This is a genomic window from Streptomyces sp. NPDC053750, assembly GCF_044544295.1.
In the GTDB taxonomy this organism is placed as follows: domain Bacteria; phylum Actinomycetota; class Actinomycetes; order Streptomycetales; family Streptomycetaceae; genus Streptomyces.
This window is the reverse complement of sequence record NZ_JBITXB010000001.1, coordinates 382,416-398,674: the sequence shown is the minus strand read 5'-3', so window position 1 is coordinate 398,674 and position 16,259 is coordinate 382,416. Positions and strand designations below refer to the sequence as shown.

16 protein-coding genes and 1 tRNA gene are annotated in these 16,259 nt (G+C 71.7%); 4 read left to right on the top strand and 13 right to left on the bottom strand.

The genetic code is table 11. The annotated features are described in order from the left end of the window. Positions 1 to 41 precede the first annotated feature (41 nt). The gene (locus tag ACIGO6_RS01750) at positions 42 to 998 is read left to right on the top strand and encodes an ABC transporter ATP-binding protein (protein WP_399869937.1); all 957 of its coding nucleotides are present in this window, start codon (positions 42 to 44) and stop codon (positions 996 to 998) included. Positions 999 to 1,046: 48 nt separating this feature from the next. Here ACIGO6_RS01750 and ACIGO6_RS01745 read toward each other — a convergent pair whose 3' ends face one another. Genes ACIGO6_RS01745 through ettA form a run of 3 tightly spaced genes read right to left on the bottom strand, consistent with a single transcriptional unit; the run spans position 1,047 to position 3,810 of the window. Then, entirely contained in the window at positions 1,047 to 1,736 is a 690-nt protein-coding gene (locus ACIGO6_RS01745; RefSeq protein WP_399869936.1) for a hypothetical protein, read from the bottom strand. Continuing rightward, on the bottom strand, positions 1,733 to 2,143 hold the full coding sequence (locus tag ACIGO6_RS01740) for an acyl-CoA thioesterase (protein ID WP_399869934.1): 411 nt from the start codon (positions 2,141 to 2,143) through the stop codon (positions 1,733 to 1,735). Before ACIGO6_RS01740 ends, ACIGO6_RS01745 begins: the two co-directional genes overlap by 4 nt. 2 nt (positions 2,144 to 2,145) lie before the next feature. Next, positions 2,146 to 3,810, bottom strand: coding sequence for an energy-dependent translational throttle protein EttA (gene ettA, locus ACIGO6_RS01735; RefSeq protein ID WP_399869932.1), 1,665 nt, complete (start codon positions 3,808 to 3,810; stop codon positions 2,146 to 2,148). 192 nt (positions 3,811 to 4,002) lie between these two features. Here ettA and ACIGO6_RS01730 point away from each other — a divergent pair, with 192 nt between their 5' ends. After that, positions 4,003 to 4,521: an HAD domain-containing protein gene (locus tag ACIGO6_RS01730; RefSeq protein ID WP_399869930.1), complete on the top strand. Its 519-nt coding sequence runs from the start codon at positions 4,003 to 4,005 to the stop codon at positions 4,519 to 4,521. 62 nt (positions 4,522 to 4,583) lie between these two features. Here ACIGO6_RS01730 and ACIGO6_RS01725 read toward each other — a convergent pair whose 3' ends face one another. The 4 genes from ACIGO6_RS01725 to ACIGO6_RS01710 form a co-directional block, all read right to left on the bottom strand. Next, complete coding sequence (locus tag ACIGO6_RS01725; RefSeq protein WP_399869929.1) at positions 4,584 to 5,999, bottom strand: Cys-Gln thioester bond-forming surface protein; 1,416 nt, start codon at positions 5,997 to 5,999, stop codon at positions 4,584 to 4,586. A 308-nt stretch (positions 6,000 to 6,307) separates the two neighbouring features. Then, complete coding sequence (locus tag ACIGO6_RS01720) at positions 6,308 to 6,775, bottom strand: single-stranded DNA-binding protein (RefSeq protein WP_399871560.1); 468 nt, start codon at positions 6,773 to 6,775, stop codon at positions 6,308 to 6,310. A gap of 252 nt (positions 6,776 to 7,027) precedes the next feature. Then, positions 7,028 to 9,079: a GTPase gene (locus ACIGO6_RS01715; RefSeq protein ID WP_399871558.1), complete on the bottom strand. Its 2,052-nt coding sequence runs from the start codon at positions 9,077 to 9,079 to the stop codon at positions 7,028 to 7,030. Between the two features lie 447 nt (positions 9,080 to 9,526). Beyond that, positions 9,527 to 11,134: a dynamin family protein gene (locus tag ACIGO6_RS01710; RefSeq protein ID WP_399869927.1), complete on the bottom strand. Its 1,608-nt coding sequence runs from the start codon at positions 11,132 to 11,134 to the stop codon at positions 9,527 to 9,529. A gap of 321 nt (positions 11,135 to 11,455) precedes the next feature. Between ACIGO6_RS01710 and ACIGO6_RS01705 the strand changes: the two genes are divergently transcribed. Beyond that, a tRNA-Arg gene (locus ACIGO6_RS01705) sits at positions 11,456 to 11,528 on the top strand. 246 nt (positions 11,529 to 11,774) lie between these two features. Then, positions 11,775 to 12,038 carry a hypothetical protein gene (locus ACIGO6_RS01700; RefSeq protein ID WP_399869925.1) on the top strand — a complete coding sequence of 88 codons (264 nt, stop codon included), beginning with the start codon at positions 11,775 to 11,777 and terminating at the stop codon, positions 12,036 to 12,038. A 170-nt stretch (positions 12,039 to 12,208) separates the two neighbouring features. Here the strand turns inward: ACIGO6_RS01700 and ACIGO6_RS01695 are convergent, their stop codons facing one another. The 6 genes from ACIGO6_RS01695 to ACIGO6_RS01670 all read right to left on the bottom strand — a co-directional run bounded on the left by ACIGO6_RS01695 (position 12,209) and on the right by ACIGO6_RS01670 (position 15,946). Beyond that, positions 12,209 to 12,481, bottom strand: a complete 273-nt coding sequence (locus ACIGO6_RS01695) for a hypothetical protein (RefSeq protein ID WP_399869923.1) — start codon at positions 12,479 to 12,481, stop codon at positions 12,209 to 12,211. 146 nt (positions 12,482 to 12,627) lie between these two features. Further along, complete coding sequence (locus tag ACIGO6_RS01690; RefSeq protein ID WP_399869921.1) at positions 12,628 to 12,903, bottom strand: hypothetical protein; 276 nt, start codon at positions 12,901 to 12,903, stop codon at positions 12,628 to 12,630. 180 nt (positions 12,904 to 13,083) lie between these two features. Beyond that, the gene (locus ACIGO6_RS01685) at positions 13,084 to 13,950 is read right to left on the bottom strand and encodes a tyrosinase family protein (protein WP_399869919.1); all 867 of its coding nucleotides are present in this window, start codon (positions 13,948 to 13,950) and stop codon (positions 13,084 to 13,086) included. Continuing rightward, positions 13,934 to 14,491, bottom strand: a complete 558-nt coding sequence (locus tag ACIGO6_RS01680) for a tyrosinase family oxidase copper chaperone (protein WP_399869917.1) — start codon at positions 14,489 to 14,491, stop codon at positions 13,934 to 13,936. Before ACIGO6_RS01680 ends, ACIGO6_RS01685 begins: the two co-directional genes overlap by 17 nt. 172 nt (positions 14,492 to 14,663) lie before the next feature. Continuing rightward, complete coding sequence (locus ACIGO6_RS01675) at positions 14,664 to 14,936, bottom strand: hypothetical protein (protein WP_399869915.1); 273 nt, start codon at positions 14,934 to 14,936, stop codon at positions 14,664 to 14,666. A gap of 167 nt (positions 14,937 to 15,103) precedes the next feature. Further along, on the bottom strand, positions 15,104 to 15,946 hold the full coding sequence (locus ACIGO6_RS01670; RefSeq protein ID WP_399869913.1) for a hypothetical protein: 843 nt from the start codon (positions 15,944 to 15,946) through the stop codon (positions 15,104 to 15,106). Positions 15,947 to 16,259: the final 313 nt, after the last annotated feature.

Sequence of the window (16,259 nt, the reverse complement as noted above, 5' to 3'; positions counted from 1 at the left end):
ACGGGACGCCGTGAGACGGCGACGACGCTGAGGAGACCCCGATGACGACCCATCCCACCCTCGCCGAACTCGCCGACCGCGCCACCGCGTCCCGCGACCGTCCCGCCTACGGACACGACGCCCTGATCACCTGCGACCGTCTGGTCCGCATCTTCAGCACGGACGGCGTGGAGGTGCAGGCCCTCCAGGGCCTCGACCTGCTGGTCCGCGAGGGCGAGCTGATGGCGCTGGTGGGTGCCTCGGGCAGCGGCAAGTCGACGCTGATGAACATCCTGGCGGGTCTGGACACCCCGACCGCCGGTGCCGCCCGGGTCGCGGGCCGGGACCTGCTCACGATGACGGCGAAGGACCGTCTGGCCTACCGCCGTACGGTGGTCGGCTTCGTCTGGCAGCAGACGTCCCGCAACCTGATGCCCTACCTGACCGCCGCGCAGAACGTGACCCTGCCGATGCAACTGGCCGGCACCGGCGGGCGGCGCGCGGCACGCACCGAACGCGCCCTGGAACTCCTGGACCTGATGGGCATCGCCGACTGCCGCGACCGCCGCCCGCACCAGATGTCCGGCGGCCAGCAACAGCGGGTCGCCATCGCCGTGGCGCTGGCCAACGAGCCCTCCGTGCTGCTCGCCGACGAGCCGACGGGCGAGCTGGACTCGCACACCGCGGAACAGATCTTCGCCGCCTTCCGCACCGCGAACGAGCGCCTGGGCACCACGATCGTCATCGTCACCCACGACCAGGCGGTGGCCGACGAGGTCCGCCGCACGGTCGCCATCCGCGACGGCCGCACCTCCACGGAGGTCCTGCGCCGCAGCGAGGTCGACGCTGCGACCGGCCACGAGAGGGTGGTGGCCCGCGAGTACGCCATGCTGGACCGGGCCGGACGGCTCCAGTTGCCCGCCGAGTACACCCGCGCCCTGCGCATGCGTGACCGCGTGGCCCTGGAGCTGGAACCCGACCACATCGCCGTACGGCCGGACGACAGCGACGGGGAGTGAGCCGGTCGGGGCGGCCGTCCCGCCCCCGGTGGGAGCGGCAGCAGCCGCTCAGCGCACGCTGATGCCCAGCGCTCCGGTCCCCGCCCGGCGCAGGGCGACGGACCCGTAGGGGGTGCGCAGCCGCAGCCACGCCCCCGAGGAGAACAGCTTCGGCGCGTCCTCACCGGACACGGACGCCCCGGAGGGCCGCAGGAATCCCAGGGACTGGGCCGCGTGCACGGCCCGCACCGGCAGCCCCGTGTCCCCGACCGTCCGGGACCATATCTCCCGCCCGATCCGGTCCAGCTCGGCCCGGGTACGCCGCTCGGGCACCAGCTCCCCCGTGCGGGAGCGGAACTCCGCCACCGCGGCGGCGACCAGCGCGCGCAGCTCGCCCGGGGCGGGCAGCCCCGGCTCGGGCCGCCAGCCGCCGCGCGGAGGCAGCACTCCGGCCCACGGGGGCCCGGTCACCGCGTCCGGGACACCGGCGGTGGCCGCCGTCTCGTCCACGGTCTCCAGCAGTTCACCGGCGGACACGGTGACGTCCAGCGTGACGTCGAGCCCGTTCTCGTACGGCTTGGCCAGCCGCACCGCGCGCACGGCCAGGACCTCGAAGGAGGGCGGCCGCCCGAAGACGGCGAGAGCCGTGCCGGCCGCCTGCAGGCGCACCGCGGCAGAACGGTCGTAGTGGAGCAGCCGGGAGAGGAAGGCCGCGAGATCCGCGGCCTCCCCCTCGTCGGCGAGGTGGAGCACCGTCATGCGGCGACGGCCTCCTCCTCGGCGTCCGTGTACTCCTGGAGGAACTCTCGCTCCTCGGCGGTGATCCGCCGGGGCCGCTGCGCCTCGAAGTCGAACGGCACGATCACCGTGGAGGCGCGGACATAGATCTCGTCCCCGTCCTTGACCTCGTAGGTGAGGGTGAACGAAGCCGCCCTGATCTCCGTGACCCACAGCTCGATGTCGACCGGGTGGTGCCGGTGGACGAGCTGCCGCTTGTAGTCGATCTCATGGCGTGCCACCACGGACCCCTGCTTGAAGTCCTTCTCCGGTCGGAACAGGAAGTCGATACGGGCCTCCTCCAGGTAGCGGAGGAAGACCACGTTGTTGACGTGGCCGTACGCGTCCATGTCCGCCCAGCGCAGCGGGCAGCGGTAGATGTGCCGCAAGATCAGCCCCGGGTCAGCTTCTTGTAGGTGGCGCGGTGCGGACGCGCGGCGTCCGGTCCGAGCCGCTCGATCTTGTTCTTCTCGTAGGACTCGAAGTTGCCCTCGAACCAGAACCACTTGGACTCACCCTCGTAGGCGAGGATGTGGGTGGCGACGCGGTCGAGGAACCACCGGTCGTGGGAGACGACCACGGCACAGCCGGGGAACTCCAGCAGGGCGTTCTCGAGGCTGCTGAGGGTCTCGACGTCGAGGTCGTTGGTCGGCTCGTCGAGGAGCAGCAGGTTGCCGCCCTGCTTGAGGGTGAGGGCGAGGTTGAGCCGGTTGCGCTCACCGCCGGAGAGCACCCCGGCCGGCTTCTGCTGGTCCGGCCCCTTGAACCCGAACGCGGAGACGTAGGCCCGCGAGGGCATCTCGACCTGTCCGACGTTGATGTAGTCCAGCTCGTCGGAGACGACGGCCCACAGCGTCTTCTTCGGGTCGATGTTCTCGCGGCTCTGGTCGACGTAGGAGATCTTGACGGTGTCGCCGACCTTGATGCTCCCGGAGTCCGGCTCCTCGAGCCCCTGGATCATCTTGAAGAGGGTGGTCTTGCCGACACCGTTCGGGCCGATCACGCCGACGATGCCGTTGCGCGGGAGCGTGAACGACAGGTCGTCGATCAGGACCTTCTCACCGAAGGCCTTGTTGAGGTTGTTCACCTCGACGACGACGTTGCCCAGTCGGGGGCCCGGCGGGATCTGGATCTCCTCGAAGTCCAGCTTCCGCATCTTGTCGGCCTCGGCGGCCATCTCCTCGTACCGGGCCAGACGCGCCTTGGACTTGGCCTGCCGCCCCTTGGCGTTCGACCGCACCCACTCCAGCTCGTCCTTGAGGCGCTTCTGCCGCTTGGCGTCCTTCTGACCCTCGACCTTGAGGCGGGTGGCCTTGGTCTCCAGGTACTTGGAGTAGTTGCCCTCGTACCCGTGCAGGCGACCGCGGTCGACCTCGCAGATCCAGCCCGCGACGTTGTCCAGGAAGTACCGGTCGTGGGTCACGGCCACGACGGTGCCCTCGTACTTGGCGAGGTGCTGCTCCAGCCAGTTCACCGACTCGGCGTCGAGGTGGTTGGTGGGCTCGTCGAGGAGCAGCAGGTCGGGCGCCTCGAGCAGCAGCTTGCACAGCGCGACGCGGCGCTTCTCACCACCGGAGAGGTTCACGACGGGCCAGTCACCGGGCGGGCAGCCCAGCGCGTCCATGGCCTGCTCCAGCTGGGCGTCGAGGTCCCAGGCGTTGGCGTGGTCGAGCTCCTCCTGGAGCTTGCCCATCTCCTCCAGCAGCGCGTCCGAGTAGTCGGTCGCCATCTGCTCGGCGATCTCGTTGAACCGGTCGAGCTTGCCCTTGACCTCGGCGACACCCTCCTGGACGTTCTCCAGGACGGTCTTGTCCTCGTTCAGCGGGGGCTCCTGCAGCAGGATGCCGGCCGTGTAGCCCGGCGACAGGAACGCGTCACCGTTCGACGGCTGCTCCAGCCCCGCCATGATCTTCAGAACGGTCGACTTACCGGCACCGTTCGGCCCAACCACACCGATCTTCGCGCCGGGCAGGAAGTTCAGGGTGACGTCATCGAGGATCACCTTGTCGCCGTGCGCCTTGCGCGCTTTGCGCATGGTGTAAATGTACTCAGCCAAGAGAAACCGTCCGGCAGCTTGAAATCAGGCAGTGGGCAGATACACCCCATCTTGCCGTACCGCCACCCCTGTGAGGAAACGCGTTAGCCGTGAGGCCTCTGACCTGGCCTTTCACGGACGACACCGGAGCCCCGCCGGTCACCATCGGTCGCCGGGTGCCGCTCCCCCACCCCGCCGGGCTACCGTGCCGCCGTGACCAGCGCAGCGGAGCGCCCGCCCCTCTTCCTCGACGTCGACGGCCCACTGATCCCGTTCGGGTCGCAGTCCGGTCGGCCGGAGGTCGCTGCGGCCGACACCTCGACGCCTGCCGGTCAAGGGAACCCGCTGCTGGCCCGACTCGACCCCGGGATCGGGGCGCGTCTCATGGCTCTGGGCTGCCGGCTCGTGTGGGCGACGACCTGGATGGAGGAGGCGAACGAGGTCGTCGCGCCGCGTGTCGGGCTGCCGAGGCTGCCCGTGGTGGAGTGGCCGGGTGTCGGGGCCGAGGGAGGCCCGCGGGGCCTGCACTGGAAGACCCGCTCCCTTGTCGAGTGGGCCAAGGGCCGCCCGTTCATCTGGGTCGACGACGAGATCGGCGCCGTCGACCGCCTGTGGGTCGCCGCCGGCCACCCCGGGCCGTCGCTGCTTCATCGGGTCGACCCGGCCAAGGGCCTCCAGGACGCAGACTTCCACGCGCTCACCGAATGGCTCGTTGCCGCCACGTCGGGATGAAGGTGTCAACCGCTGGCTCGCTGTTGAGTTGCCAAGGATCGGGGCGGCCCGTGTGCTGCCGGTCAGCCCTGGTCCTGTTCGCCCTTCTTGCGGAGGAGGAGCAGGACCGCGCCGCCGATCACGACCAGGCCGATGGCCGTGCCGCCGATCAGGGGCGTCGCTCCGGAGCTGCCGGTTTCGGCGAGGTTGGGGTTGGGGTTGGCGGAGGGGGTGACAACGGGGGCGGGGGCCGGTTCTCCGAGGGTGCGGGTGGTGTCGGCCGCCGCGGCGGTCGTGGTCCGGCAGTCGAGGACGCCGCTGAAGCGCTGCTCGAAGCCGGCCGGGCCGCGGACGGTGAAGTCGTAGGGCCGGTCCTCCGGCAGCGGAACGGTCACGGTCCGGGTCTCGCCGGGCGCGATGGTGTACTCGGTGTCCAGCAGCTCGAAGGTGAAGGCCTCGTCGCCCTTGTTGACCGCGGTGATGTCCAGGGCGCCCTCGGCGCAGTTCTTCTCGGCGGACAGGGCGGGTATCGCGCCCTGCTCGGCCCAGGTCGCCGTCGCCGTCGCCGCGACCGTCGACTCGCTGGAGCCGGCCAGGATCTGCGTCTGACTGCGGCTCTCGGAGGCAAAGGCGCGGCCGACTGGCACGGTGGTCGAGGCCTGGACGGTCAGCTCGGCGGTGTCGGCCGCCGCGTCGTCGGGCACGTCGAAGAAGATCTGGGTGCCGGAGGTGACGGAGGTGACGGGTGCGCCCTTCTGGTCGACGATCCGCACTCCGTTGGTGGTGGCGTCCACCGGCGGGGTCACCGTCGCCCCGCGGGCGTTGGTGCGCACCGTCACCGGGCCGAGCCGTTCGCCGGGGCGGCCGGAGACCGCCGGCGGGTCCAGGGTGAGGGACGCCGCGGGCTCCGCGAGGTCGCGGGCGTTCTTCTCCAGGTAGTCCGCGAGCCGCTCGGCCTGGGGGTCGACGGCCTCGACGTCCGTGTCGTCCGAGTACCGCCAGATGGCCACCTGTGTGCCGGCCGCCGCGTCCTGCTCGGTGAGCCCGCCGCGGACACCCGCCTTCTCAGCGAGCGCGGCGAGATCGTTGACCTGGGGGTAGGAGTTCTGCAGGATCCAACGGATGCGGCCGGCGTCCTTGTTGGTACCCAGCGAGGTGCCGCTCCACGGCGTCTCGTGGTACTTGGCGTCCTTCTGGGTCGGGTTCTGGATGTCGACGCAGTACGTCTGCAGCATCCCGCCACCCTCGACGGACATCTCGAACAGGCCGGCCGACACCTCCTGGTCGCCGTCGGCCCCGTGGATGACGGCGGTGCCGTACGTCTTGAGGCCTCCTATGGTGGCCGTCGCCCCGCCCTGGCCCTGCGCCGGCCCCTGCGCGGCGGCCGGGGCGGCGCCGGTCACCACGGTGGCGACGGCGAGCGCGGACGCCAGCGCCGCGGCGGCGAGGCGCGCCGTCCTTCGACCGGACAGAAACGGCGCAGTGAGCGAAGAAAACACCAAATTCCCCTTCGAGCAGGACCCGTTGGCGTGGGGGGAACGGTCCCACCAGCAGAATCAGCAGCCCCTCAGGGCTCGTTCGGCATCCTAAGGACGTGACACAGCGTGGCGCCGATGATGTTTCGTCCGGGCCGCGATCCGACTCGGAATCGTTATCGCCGACACCGCTGTGAGCAGGGCTTATCGACAAATCCATCCGGGATTGTCCGGGCGTATGTGCCGATAAGCCGCACTCGGGTCACTCGCGACGGTCACACGCGGTGTCACGCCATCGCGTGTCACGCCATCGCGTGTCACGCCATCGCGTGTCACGCCATCGCGGCGGGCTCCGGCCGCTGTTCGGTGGCCGGGGTGGCCGATTCACCGGCCGGTGTCTCCCAGTTGGGCTCCGGCCGCGGCGGCGAGCCCGCCGGCTCCGCCTTGCCGGTGCGCCGGAACGCCGCCGTGCCGCGCGCGAGGTCGTGGCCGATCGCCACCGCGTCGATGTCCGCCGAGGTCCAGTTCTGCCCGTCGCGCACATCCGTCCGCACCTTCAGACGGCCCTGCACGACCACCGGGTCGCCCACCGCCAGCGATGCCGACGCGTTGGTGGCGAGCTGCCGATTGGCCCACACCGTGAAGAAGTTGGTGTGACCGTCCGTCCAGGTGTTCTTCTCGCGGTCCCAGTAGCGCGCGGTGACCGCCAGCCGGAACCGCGCCGACGGCCCGTTCGCCAGGTCCCGGAACACCGGGTGCGTCGCCACGTTGCCCACGGCGCAGATCATCGTCTCGTTCATCGCGAGTCCTCCCTCGCGTACGGGCCCGTCCCGTACGGCTGCGTCCGGCGCGGCGGTCGTCGTGTTCCGTACGCCGCCGCTGCCCGTGACGACCGCGTCCGTCGCGATCGCCGCGAGGCCAGACTGCCTCCGTCCGGGCCGGGCCCGCTGAGCGCTGTGGACCGTCTCCCCGTCTGTGGACAACTCCGCCACCCGGGCGAGTGGGCGCCCGGGTGACCACCGCGTCCCCGGCCCGGGGCGACCACCGCCCCCCTACCTCGTCGTCGCCCCCACCCCCATGACCCTCCCGTACTGCTCCCGAACCTCCCGGTACCGCAGCAGCTCAGCCGCCAGGGGATCCAGCACCCGGGCCCGGCCGCACCCCGCGGCCGCCTCCCGCAACCGGCGTTCCGCCTCGTGGCCGTAGCGCCGCGCCGGTCCTCGTGCCGCCATGCGGCAACCCCACTCGATGAGGGGGCCGCCGATGATGCCGGCCACCATCAGCAGCACCGGCACGCCCAGGTTCGGCGCCATGAAGCCGATGATCTGGCCCAGCAGCCACAGGCCGCCCACCACCTGCAGCAGGGTCATGGACGCCTGGGCGAGCACGGCCACCGGCCACCATCCCGGCCTCGGCGGACGCCCCGGCGGCAGTCCCGTGCGCACCGCCAGCTCGTCGAGGGCCTCGGGCAGCCCCTGGGCACCGCGGACGGCCGCCTCGCGCATCGCCTGTGCCCACGGCACCGGCAGTCCGGCCGACGCCCGGTCGGCCACCGTACGCACCGCCTGTTCGACGGCCTGACGGGCCGTGGCCTCCTCGTCCTCCTGGGCGCGCAGCGCGAGCCGTCCCGTGGGGGGCTCGCGCCAGTCGTGGTACCAGTGCCACAGCCGCAGCCAGGGCGTGCCGCACGCGCGGTTGGCATTGCGCAGCCAGGCTCGTTCGGCCGCCTCGCCCGCCGCGGTGGCGCCCACCGCGTCCGCGAGCCGGTCCGCGAACTCCTCCCGTGCCTCCTCACTGAGCCCGGTCCGCCGTCCCGTGACGTACACGGGACGCAGGCGCCAGCCGGCGGCGTCCACGTCGGCCGCGATACGGCGCGCCGGAGCCTGCCGTGCGGCGACGAACTGGCCGAGCGTCTCGCGCAGTTCGCCGATGCCCTCGCCGGTCAGCGCGGACAGGGCGAGCACGGTCGCGCCGGGTTCGCCGTACTCCCCGAGCGCGACGCCGTCCTCGTCGAGCAGGCGCCGCAGGTCGTCGAGGACCTGTTCGGCGGCTTCCCCGGGGAGCCGGTCGATCTGGTTGAGGACGACGAAGGTGACCTCCGCGTGGCCGGCCATCGGCCGCAGATAGCGCTCGTGGAGCACGGCGTCGGCGTACTTCTCCGGGTCGACGACCCAGATGACGGCGTCGACCAGCCGCAGGATGCGGTCCACCTGCTCACGGTGCTGCACTGCCGCCGAGTCGTGGTCGGGCAGGTCGATCAGGACCAGCCCGCGCAGCGGCGCCTCGGAGTCCGGGTGCTGGACGGGCCGACGGCGCAGTCGGCCGGGGATGCCGAGCCGGTCCAGGAGGCTGGCCGCGCCGTCGCTCCAACTGCACGCGATGGGCGCCGCGGTGGTCGGCCGGCGGACGCCCGTCTCGGAGATCGGCACCCCGGCGAGCGTGTTGAACAGCTGCGACTTGCCGCTGCCGGTCGCGCCCGCGATGGCCACCACGGTGTGCTGACCGGAGAGCCTGCGCCGCGCGGCGGCCTCGTCGAGGACGCGGCCGGCCTCGGCCAGGGTCCCGTTGTCGAGCCGGGCGCGGGAGAGCCCCACCAGCTCGCGCAGCGCGTCGAGCCGCGACCTGAGCTGGCCGTCGTACGCCAGCGGCATCAGGGACGAGGAACCGGCGGGGCGGCTCGTCAGGACCGCGCGCTGCTCCGGCCCGGCCGTCTCGTCCACCCGCCGCGCGATCAGCCCGTCGCCCCAGGCATCCTCCCCGTCCCCGACGCCGGACGATCCCTCCGCCGCACGCCGGGATTCGGCCGCACGCGCGGAATCCGTCGTACGCACGGAACCCGCACCACGCTCAGAAACCACAGCACGCTCAGAACCCGCACCACGCTCAGGCCCCGCAGCACGCTCGGAACCCGTCGCGCGCTCAGAATCCGTCGTACGCGCGGAGCCCGCCGTACGCGCGGAGCCCGGCGTACGCGCGGAACCCGCCGTACGCGCGGAACCCGCACCACGCTCCAGACCACCAGCGCGTCCCGGGCCACTCTCCCGCTCCGGGTCTCCCACACTCTCCCGACCAGTGGTGCGCTCCCGGCCCGCCGCTCGCTCCATACGCCCCAGGTGCTCGTCCTCACGGCCCCGGTCCTTGTTCCGGCCCCGCGGCCGATCCGGGCCCTGTCCCTGGTCCTGGCGCTGGCCCTGGCCCGGATCAGGACCCGGGCCGGGACCCGGGCCGGGGTCCGGATCCGGACGGCGGCGCGTTCCGGCGTCGTCCACGCGCGCGTGGGGCCCGCGCTCGGGCTCGCTCGGGCGCCCCTGCGCGCGTCCTACCTCCTGCCCGGCGCCCACGGCGGCGGCGCCCTCTCGCGCGGCGCCCCCTCGCCCGGCAGCCTCCCCGGCGGGCCGTTCCCCGCCCCGGCCTTCCCCGGGGACTGCCCGGCCCGCCCGGCCCGCCTCGCTCGCCTCGCCTGCCCGACCGGCTCGACCGGCCTCGGCCGCCTGGTCCACCTCCCCGGTCGTGTGCTCGGTGGGGTCCTGGTCAGTGACGGCAGTCACCGGTCACCTCTCCTTCTGCAGTACGGACAGCGCGGCGATGAGTTCGGCCTGCGGCTCGGGATTGATCTCCAGCCTGTCGAGCGGCGCCAGCCGGCGATCACGCTCGACGTCCATGACCCGGTCCACGTGTTCGGTGAGCAGCCGCCCGCCCCGGTCGCGCAGCCGCACGGCACCATGGGCACCGATCCGTTCGGCGAGCCGCTCCCCCGCGCCGCGCGCCCGCCGCCCGCCGAGCAGCACGGTGGCGACCAGGGCGGCCACGACCTCCGGGTCCGGTGCCGTGCTCCGGTCGAGCAGGCGCACCTCTTCCTCGGCGTACTCCTCCATCTCCCGCCGCCATCGCCGTACGGCCACCCCGATGCGGTGCTCGGCACTCTCCGGTACGGGATCCGGGCCCGCGAGTTCCGGGGCGCCGGCCGCCGGTTCGCTCCGCCAGGCCTCGCCGACGCGTTCGTCGGCGGCGGTGACGGCGCACAGCAGCAGGGCGCCCAGGCTCTCCACCAGCGAGTCGAGGAGTTCCCCGGGGGAGCAGTCGAGCGGAAAGGCCCGCCACCGCTTCAGCGCGTCCCCGGCGAGCACGGCCCCCGCCTGCAACCGTCCCCGCACGCGCGCGTGCTCGCCGTCGTAGGCGCTGTCGACGGCGGCGCTGAGCCGCAGCGCGGCGGCGTACTGTGCGGCCGTGGCACCGGCCAGCTCGGGCATCCGGGACTTGAGCGAGTTCAGGAGGCCGTACGCCGTACGGGCCATCGCGTGGTGACGGGCGTCGAGGTCCTGCGCCCGGTGGACGAGCCAGGACCGCAGCGGCGCGACGGCGCTGGCCGGCAGCAGGCCACCGCCCCAGGCCGACTCGGGCAGCTCCGGGACGGTGAAGCGGGGGACGTCGCCGAGCCCGGCCTTGGTGAGCAGCGCCGCGTACTGCCGTGACACCTCGGCCACCACCTGGTGGGGTACCCGGTCGAGGACGGTGACCAGGGTGGCGTCGTACTCCTTGGCGGTGCGCAGCAGGTGCCAGGGGACGGCGTCGGCGTACCGGGCGGCCGTGGTGACCATGACCCAGATGTCGGCGGCGCAGATCAGTTCGGCGGCCAGGACACGGTTGTCGGCGACGAGGGAGTCGACGTCGGGCGCGTCGAGGAGGGCGATGCCGGGCGGCAGGGTGTCGGCGGTCTCGACCCGCAGCACGCGCGTGGGGTTCTCGCCCGGCGCGAACAGGTCGTCGTCCGGTTCCCGGTGGGGCATCCACACACGCGTGAGGTCGGGCAGCACCCGCATGCCGCTGAACCAGTGGTGGTCTTCCGGATGGCACACCAGCACCGGTGTCCGCGTGGTGGGCCGCAGCACCCCCGCCTCGCTGACCCGCCGTCCCACCAGGGAGTTCACCAGGGTGGACTTCCCGGCGCCGGTGGATCCGCCCACAACGGCCAGCAAGGGCGCTTCGGGCTCTCTCAGCCGGGGCACCAGGTAGTCGTCGAGCTGTGCGAGCAGTTCGTCGCGGTTGGCACGCGCGCGTGGGGCCCCCGCCAGGGGCAGCGGGAAGCGTGCGGCCGCGACCCGGTCGCGCAGGGCGGAGAGTGCGTCGAGCAGCTGAGGCCGTACGTCCAATGTCACCACATGCGAAGAATGCCCAATTTTAGGGGAATTCTGAAGCATATGAGCATGTCTGCGTGCCGACCAGACACAAGGGGCGGAAGGGACTTGTGGGACGCGTGCACAGTCCAGGCATAACGAGTGCACAACACCCGGCACTCGAGACGTCAAAAGCGATGCACGATTCGCACCTGCCTGCGATTATCGGGACCGCTTCACCGAACCTCCACATCGAGCCACGGAGGCGAAGCATCTCGGGCAAGGAGTCGGGAGCCCTATCCTTGTCCCCGGCGACGTCACGGATCGGCCCATGCCCGGCCACCACGACCGAGGCCACCACACCAGGCCCCCGTAGCTCAGTGGATAGAGCAGGCGCCTTCTAAGCGCTTGGCCGCAGGTTCGAGTCCTGCCGGGGGCGCCCACACGTGGGAAGCGCGGAACACCCGCGTCCCGCCGGGCTCCGAACGGTCTGCACCGCTTGCAACCGGTTTCCACCGGTTTGGCGTGTCTCATCGATGCCATGTCAGCTCAACAAGTCCCCCAGCGCTGGGGTGTCACCGCCGACCCGGCCGGTCGGGCCGGTCGGGCCGGTCGGGCCGGTCCGGTCGGCCCCGGCCGGTTAATCCATCGGGATCGCCCACAATTGAGTAATTACGCCGGGAAAGTGCGCCCCCTGTGTAACGATGGACCGGAGGTCGTCACTCTGCGCTTCGCGCAGCGGCATCCCGAGTTCGTCCGTCGCATCGTCTTCTGCGGCGCGGCCAAGCGCCATGCGGAGATCTACACCGATGCCGTGCCGCGGCTGTCGCGGGCGCTCGAACGCGGCGAGATCGACGAGGTCGCCGGCGGAGCGGTGCGGCCATGCCTGTCGAACCCGGAGGCCGGGCGGGTCCGCAAGCAAAGGCGGTCGAGCACAGCACGAGGTTGATGAGCCGTCGAGTCGCCACAGAAACAGGCAGAACTCACGCAGAACGCACGTGGAGCACGCAAAGAATGGCCGGGACCCAGTATCGGTTCCCGGCCATTCTCGGCTGTACGAGAGGCTCCACGACGGGCGCCGCCGCCGCGCAGAGGGCGTCGCGGCTGCCTCGTCGGACGTCAGGACTGCTGCTTGGGCACGCCACCACTGGCGCTGCAGCTCATCTCGCCCGAGCCCGAGCAGGTCACCGACTGCCTGTTGACGATCTGGTACTTGCCGTCCTTGTCGGTGAGCACGTACTCGCTCTCCTGAACGCAGCGAACATTGCCGTTGCTTGCCTCAACGCACTTGGCGGGCTCGTTCTCGGCGAAGGCCTGGCCGGCACCCATACCAGCGAGCGCGATGCCCCCGAGGGCTCCCACCGTCGCTGCGATCTTCTTCGAAATGAACATCTGCTCTTTTCCTTAACGGGCGCCCCTCCACGACTGAACGGAGGGGCGTTCCCAACGCCTGAATCGGCATGAAAGCCGAACAGGCCCGGGACTTGAGCACCTGGGCTCCCGTCCCGGGCCTGCCTGGATCAGCTGGTCAGAGACCGTCAGCCGCCGAGACCGAACACGGCGTTGCACTCCTGAGCGGTGTCGTGCGACGCGCTCGCCTGGCCGAGGACGGCGATGGCGTTGTCGTTGAGGACGTCGCTGACGTTCACCAGGCCACCGAAGCCGGTGCTCGACTCGTTCGACTCACACGACGTGCTCTGCTCGTTGTCCAGCTTCACGGACGGGCCCTCACCGGCGTGGCCGACGCCGGCGCCGAGGAAACCAACACTGCCGAGCATGGCCGCGACGACCGCAGCCTTCTGGATCTTGCGCATTACCTCTCCGTTTCGGTTACGTCGATACAGCCCGTTATGAGCTGTTCACCGACAGTCACGACTATAGGTCGTCGTTGCGGCTCATGTGTACTCGAAACACCCATACGCGCAAATTTCTTTAGAAATCCCTGTTGAGGCGGGTCTGCGCGCCCCGTCGACCGGCCCTGAACCCCCGCCCGCTTACGCGTACCGGTAGATCCGCCCCACGTCCTCCAGCTCACTCGGCGTCACATCCCACGGCGGCAGCCGCTCGTGCCGTGCCACGACGCGGCCGTGCTGCGCGTCACCGGAACCCGGCGGTGTCGCGGGGAGGTAGCGGGCCCTCGCGTGACGGCGCTGCCAGCGGTACCACTGCAGGTCGACGAAGGCGTGGTGCAGCCAGAAGGCGGGGTCGTTGACGGCGGCGGCGCCGAGCATGTCGCCGCCGACCCAGCGGTGCACCCTGTTGTGGTTCCGCCAGGAGGCGCTGCCACGGCCGGTGCCCCATCCCTCCAGCTTGTTGCGGAAGCCCTTCGTGACCGTCGAGTCCCAGGGCGCCACGTCGTAGGCAGGGTCCTTCAGTGCCCACTCGAGGTCGCTCTTCAAGGGCAGATCGATCGGGGCGCCACGTCGGCCGAGGTCCCGGGTGAGGAAGCCGCCTTCGGTGAAGCCCACCCGGATGGTCCAGTTGCCCTGCCGATGCGCGAACGGGCCGGTCATCACCTGGCGGTCGGAGCTGCGTCCGTTGCCGCCCAGGAGGTCCGCCGTCCAGGGCACGGAGGTTGCCGTGCGATCGCGGGTCCAGTCCCAGTACGGCAGGGTCACGGAGGAGTCCACGCGGCGCAGGGCGTTCTCCAGGTCGAGCAGGAGCCGGCGGTGCCAGGGCAGGAAGGAGGGAGCCATGTGCGCGGCGCGCAGTCCGCGCTCGCCGTCGGGGGCGTTGTACGCGATGTGCATCCGCACGAACTCGTCGTACTCGCCCCGCCGCTTGACCTCCAGCAGGGCGTTGACGAACCGGCGCCGCTCGGTCCTGGTCAGCGTGGCGACGTCCCTACGCACGTGCGCCATGGAGGCCCCCCGCGTGCTCGTGCGGCCGTCCCGTGTCCGTCGGCGCCGACGCCGGGTCGCGCAGCCGCCGGCCGGGGCCGAGCGCGTCGACGGCGGCTCGGGCGGCCTCGAGCGGTGTGCGGTGCGAGCAGTAGTGGTCGAGCATGCTCAGCCAGGTGCCGTCGGCGCGACGCATCAGGTGCAGGGGACGGCCGTCGACGGTGACGTGCCACCGACCGTCCTCGGCCGGGCCCCGGGCGGGGGTCCGGACACCCCGGATGCGGCGGCCGCGATGGGTGACGTCGAAGCCGGTGTCGCGCGCGGCGCTCCCGGGCAGGGACTGAGGGCACTCGGGCCACATGGCGGTGAGCGCCGGAGCCAGGGCGGCGGCGAGTGCGCAGGCGCGCAGGCCGCGTGCCATGTCCCGCCGTGTTCTGCCCATCGGTTCGGGCTGCGTCGGGCCCTGCGCGCCGTCCGCGGCCCCAGCCCCGTCCCCGGCTCCGTGCCCGTGTCCGTCCTCGTGCTCGGCACGCGCCGGTGCCCCGCCCATGTGGATGTTCATGGTCCACTCCTCGTCCGTGCGGTTGTCGGTAGCGGTAACCGACGAACCCGGTACGCGGTCACCGCCTCGCGGCGAGACGGTGAACGCCGGGGGGGGGGCGGCGTCACTCACCGGGCGGCACACGAAAGCCGGCCCCCGTGAACCCGGGGGCCGGCTTTCGTGTGCCGCGGTGTCAGGCGCGCAGCCCCACATCGCCGTGGACCGGCTTGGCCTCGTCCACCACGGCCACCGCGTCCTTGGTCGTGTGCAGCAGCGAGCTCTCGTTCTCGGTGCCGCCCACGTGCGACGACTGCTGCTGCGGCATCAGCTCGAAGGGGACCGCGGTGCGCAGGCCGGTGTCGAGGCCGGTGGAGGCCAGCTCGGTCTCCCCGGCGTACGCGGGGGCGGCGACGCCGGCGGCGATCAGGGACCCGGCAATGACGGCGGCAGCCTTCAGGGACTTCATCGTGTTCCTTTCTTCGGCGAAGCAGGTCGCCGGAGGGGAATGGTTACGCCGTGCCTAACGCCTCCCGGCCGAAGCGGAAACCGGGAGGCCGAAGGTTGACGAGTCCTCATATGAGATCCACGAAGGCCAGGAACGCCGGGTCACCAGGGTCACCCGGGTCACCCGGGTCAGGAACCCGGCAGCAGCGAGGAGAGCAACGGAAGCTTGAGGCCCGACAGCAGGGGCAGCTGCGAGGCCGGTGCCGCCTCGGCCGGGGCGGGGAGGGTCGAAGCCTGCGGGTCGGCCGGGGCGGGCTGGGTCGACGCCTGCGGAGCGGCGGCGGTGCCGGTCAGCAGGGCGAGGAGGTCGTTCACCTCGGCCAGCAGGCTGTCCACCGAGGAGGGCGCCTGGGTGGTGGTGGCGGCGTCGTCGTCGGAGCCGACCAGCTCCATCAGGTCGTCGACGGCGTCGCTCACGGTGTCCAGCAGGTCGTTCGAAAGCTCGGTCTCGTCGTCGACCGTGTCGTCGGCATCTGCGTCGGCGTCGGCCGCGTCGTCGGTGGTGTCGTCGGTCGCGTCGTCGGCATCGTCCGTCGTGTCGTCGGTCGTGTCGTCCGTCGCGTCGTCGGCGTCGTCGTCGGTGAGCGGCGTGTCGTCGTCGTCCGGGTTCGGTGCCGCCGGTGTGGTCGTGGCCGCCGAAGCCGGTGCCGCGGGGGTGGCCGTGTCCTTCCGGGCCTTCTCGGCAGCCTTCTGCAGGGCCTCCTTGGCGGCCGCGCCCAGTTTCGTGGCCTCGGCCGGGGACAGCCGGCCGCCGTCCGCCGCGAGCACGGCCTCCAGCAGGTCGGCGACCGGGGCGAGTTCGCCCTCGTCCGCATGGAGGCTCCTGACCTGCACCAGCAGCGTGTCGGACGATGCCGCGGGAGTGCGTTCGCGGGCCGGGTCGGCCGCCATGGCGGCGGGGCCGGTGATGCCGACCAGGAGGGCGGCACAGCACGCACCGAGTGCGAGGCGCCGTGCGGGCAGAGCAGGCATGGGGTTCCTTTCGATGGATCTCGGAGTGTGAGCCCACCGTCAGTGCGCCCCAGGAGCCCCGCAACCGGGAGGGCCACCCGCACCGTCCCGCCTTTCACCCCCCTGCTTCGACCTGCCTGTTCAGACGCTGTGTCAGGTCGGGCGCTCCGCGCCCCCGTTCGGCGCAGTGCCAGTGGCTGCACCCCGGCGATCTCGGGCGGAACGGCCGTTCGAACGGGTCTTCACATTCCCAACACACTTCGCTTTATGTCCCGATTTTCGGTGAATTCTGCCCGTTGGTGGCTAGAGTTGCGAACTCCTGACGCACCTCCGC

What these genes read in the sequence shown, in the direction of transcription:
- ACIGO6_RS01745 (WP_399869936.1), bottom strand. Translation starts at nt 1,736, where the DNA reads ATGACGGTGCTCCACCTCGCCGACGAGGGGGAGGCCGCGGATCTCGCG.
- ACIGO6_RS01720 (WP_399871560.1), bottom strand. Translation starts at nt 6,775, where the DNA reads ATGAACGAGACGATGATCTGCGCCGTGGGCAACGTGGCGACGCACCCG.
- ACIGO6_RS01680 (WP_399869917.1), bottom strand. Translation starts at nt 14,491, where the DNA reads ATGAACATCCACATGGGCGGGGCACCGGCGCGTGCCGAGCACGAGGAC.
- ACIGO6_RS01670 (WP_399869913.1), bottom strand. Translation starts at nt 15,946, where the DNA reads ATGCCTGCTCTGCCCGCACGGCGCCTCGCACTCGGTGCGTGCTGTGCC.
- ACIGO6_RS01675 (WP_399869915.1), bottom strand. Translation starts at nt 14,936, where the DNA reads ATGAAGTCCCTGAAGGCTGCCGCCGTCATTGCCGGGTCCCTGATCGCC.
- ACIGO6_RS01695 (WP_399869923.1), bottom strand. Translation starts at nt 12,481, where the DNA reads ATGTTCATTTCGAAGAAGATCGCAGCGACGGTGGGAGCCCTCGGGGGC.
- ACIGO6_RS01690 (WP_399869921.1), bottom strand. Translation starts at nt 12,903, where the DNA reads ATGCGCAAGATCCAGAAGGCTGCGGTCGTCGCGGCCATGCTCGGCAGT.
- ACIGO6_RS01750 (WP_399869937.1), top strand. Translation starts at nt 42, where the DNA reads ATGACGACCCATCCCACCCTCGCCGAACTCGCCGACCGCGCCACCGCG.
- ACIGO6_RS01685 (WP_399869919.1), bottom strand. Translation starts at nt 13,950, where the DNA reads ATGGCGCACGTGCGTAGGGACGTCGCCACGCTGACCAGGACCGAGCGG.
- ACIGO6_RS01715 (WP_399871558.1), bottom strand. Translation starts at nt 9,079, where the DNA reads ATGGAGCGAGCGGCGGGCCGGGAGCGCACCACTGGTCGGGAGAGTGTG.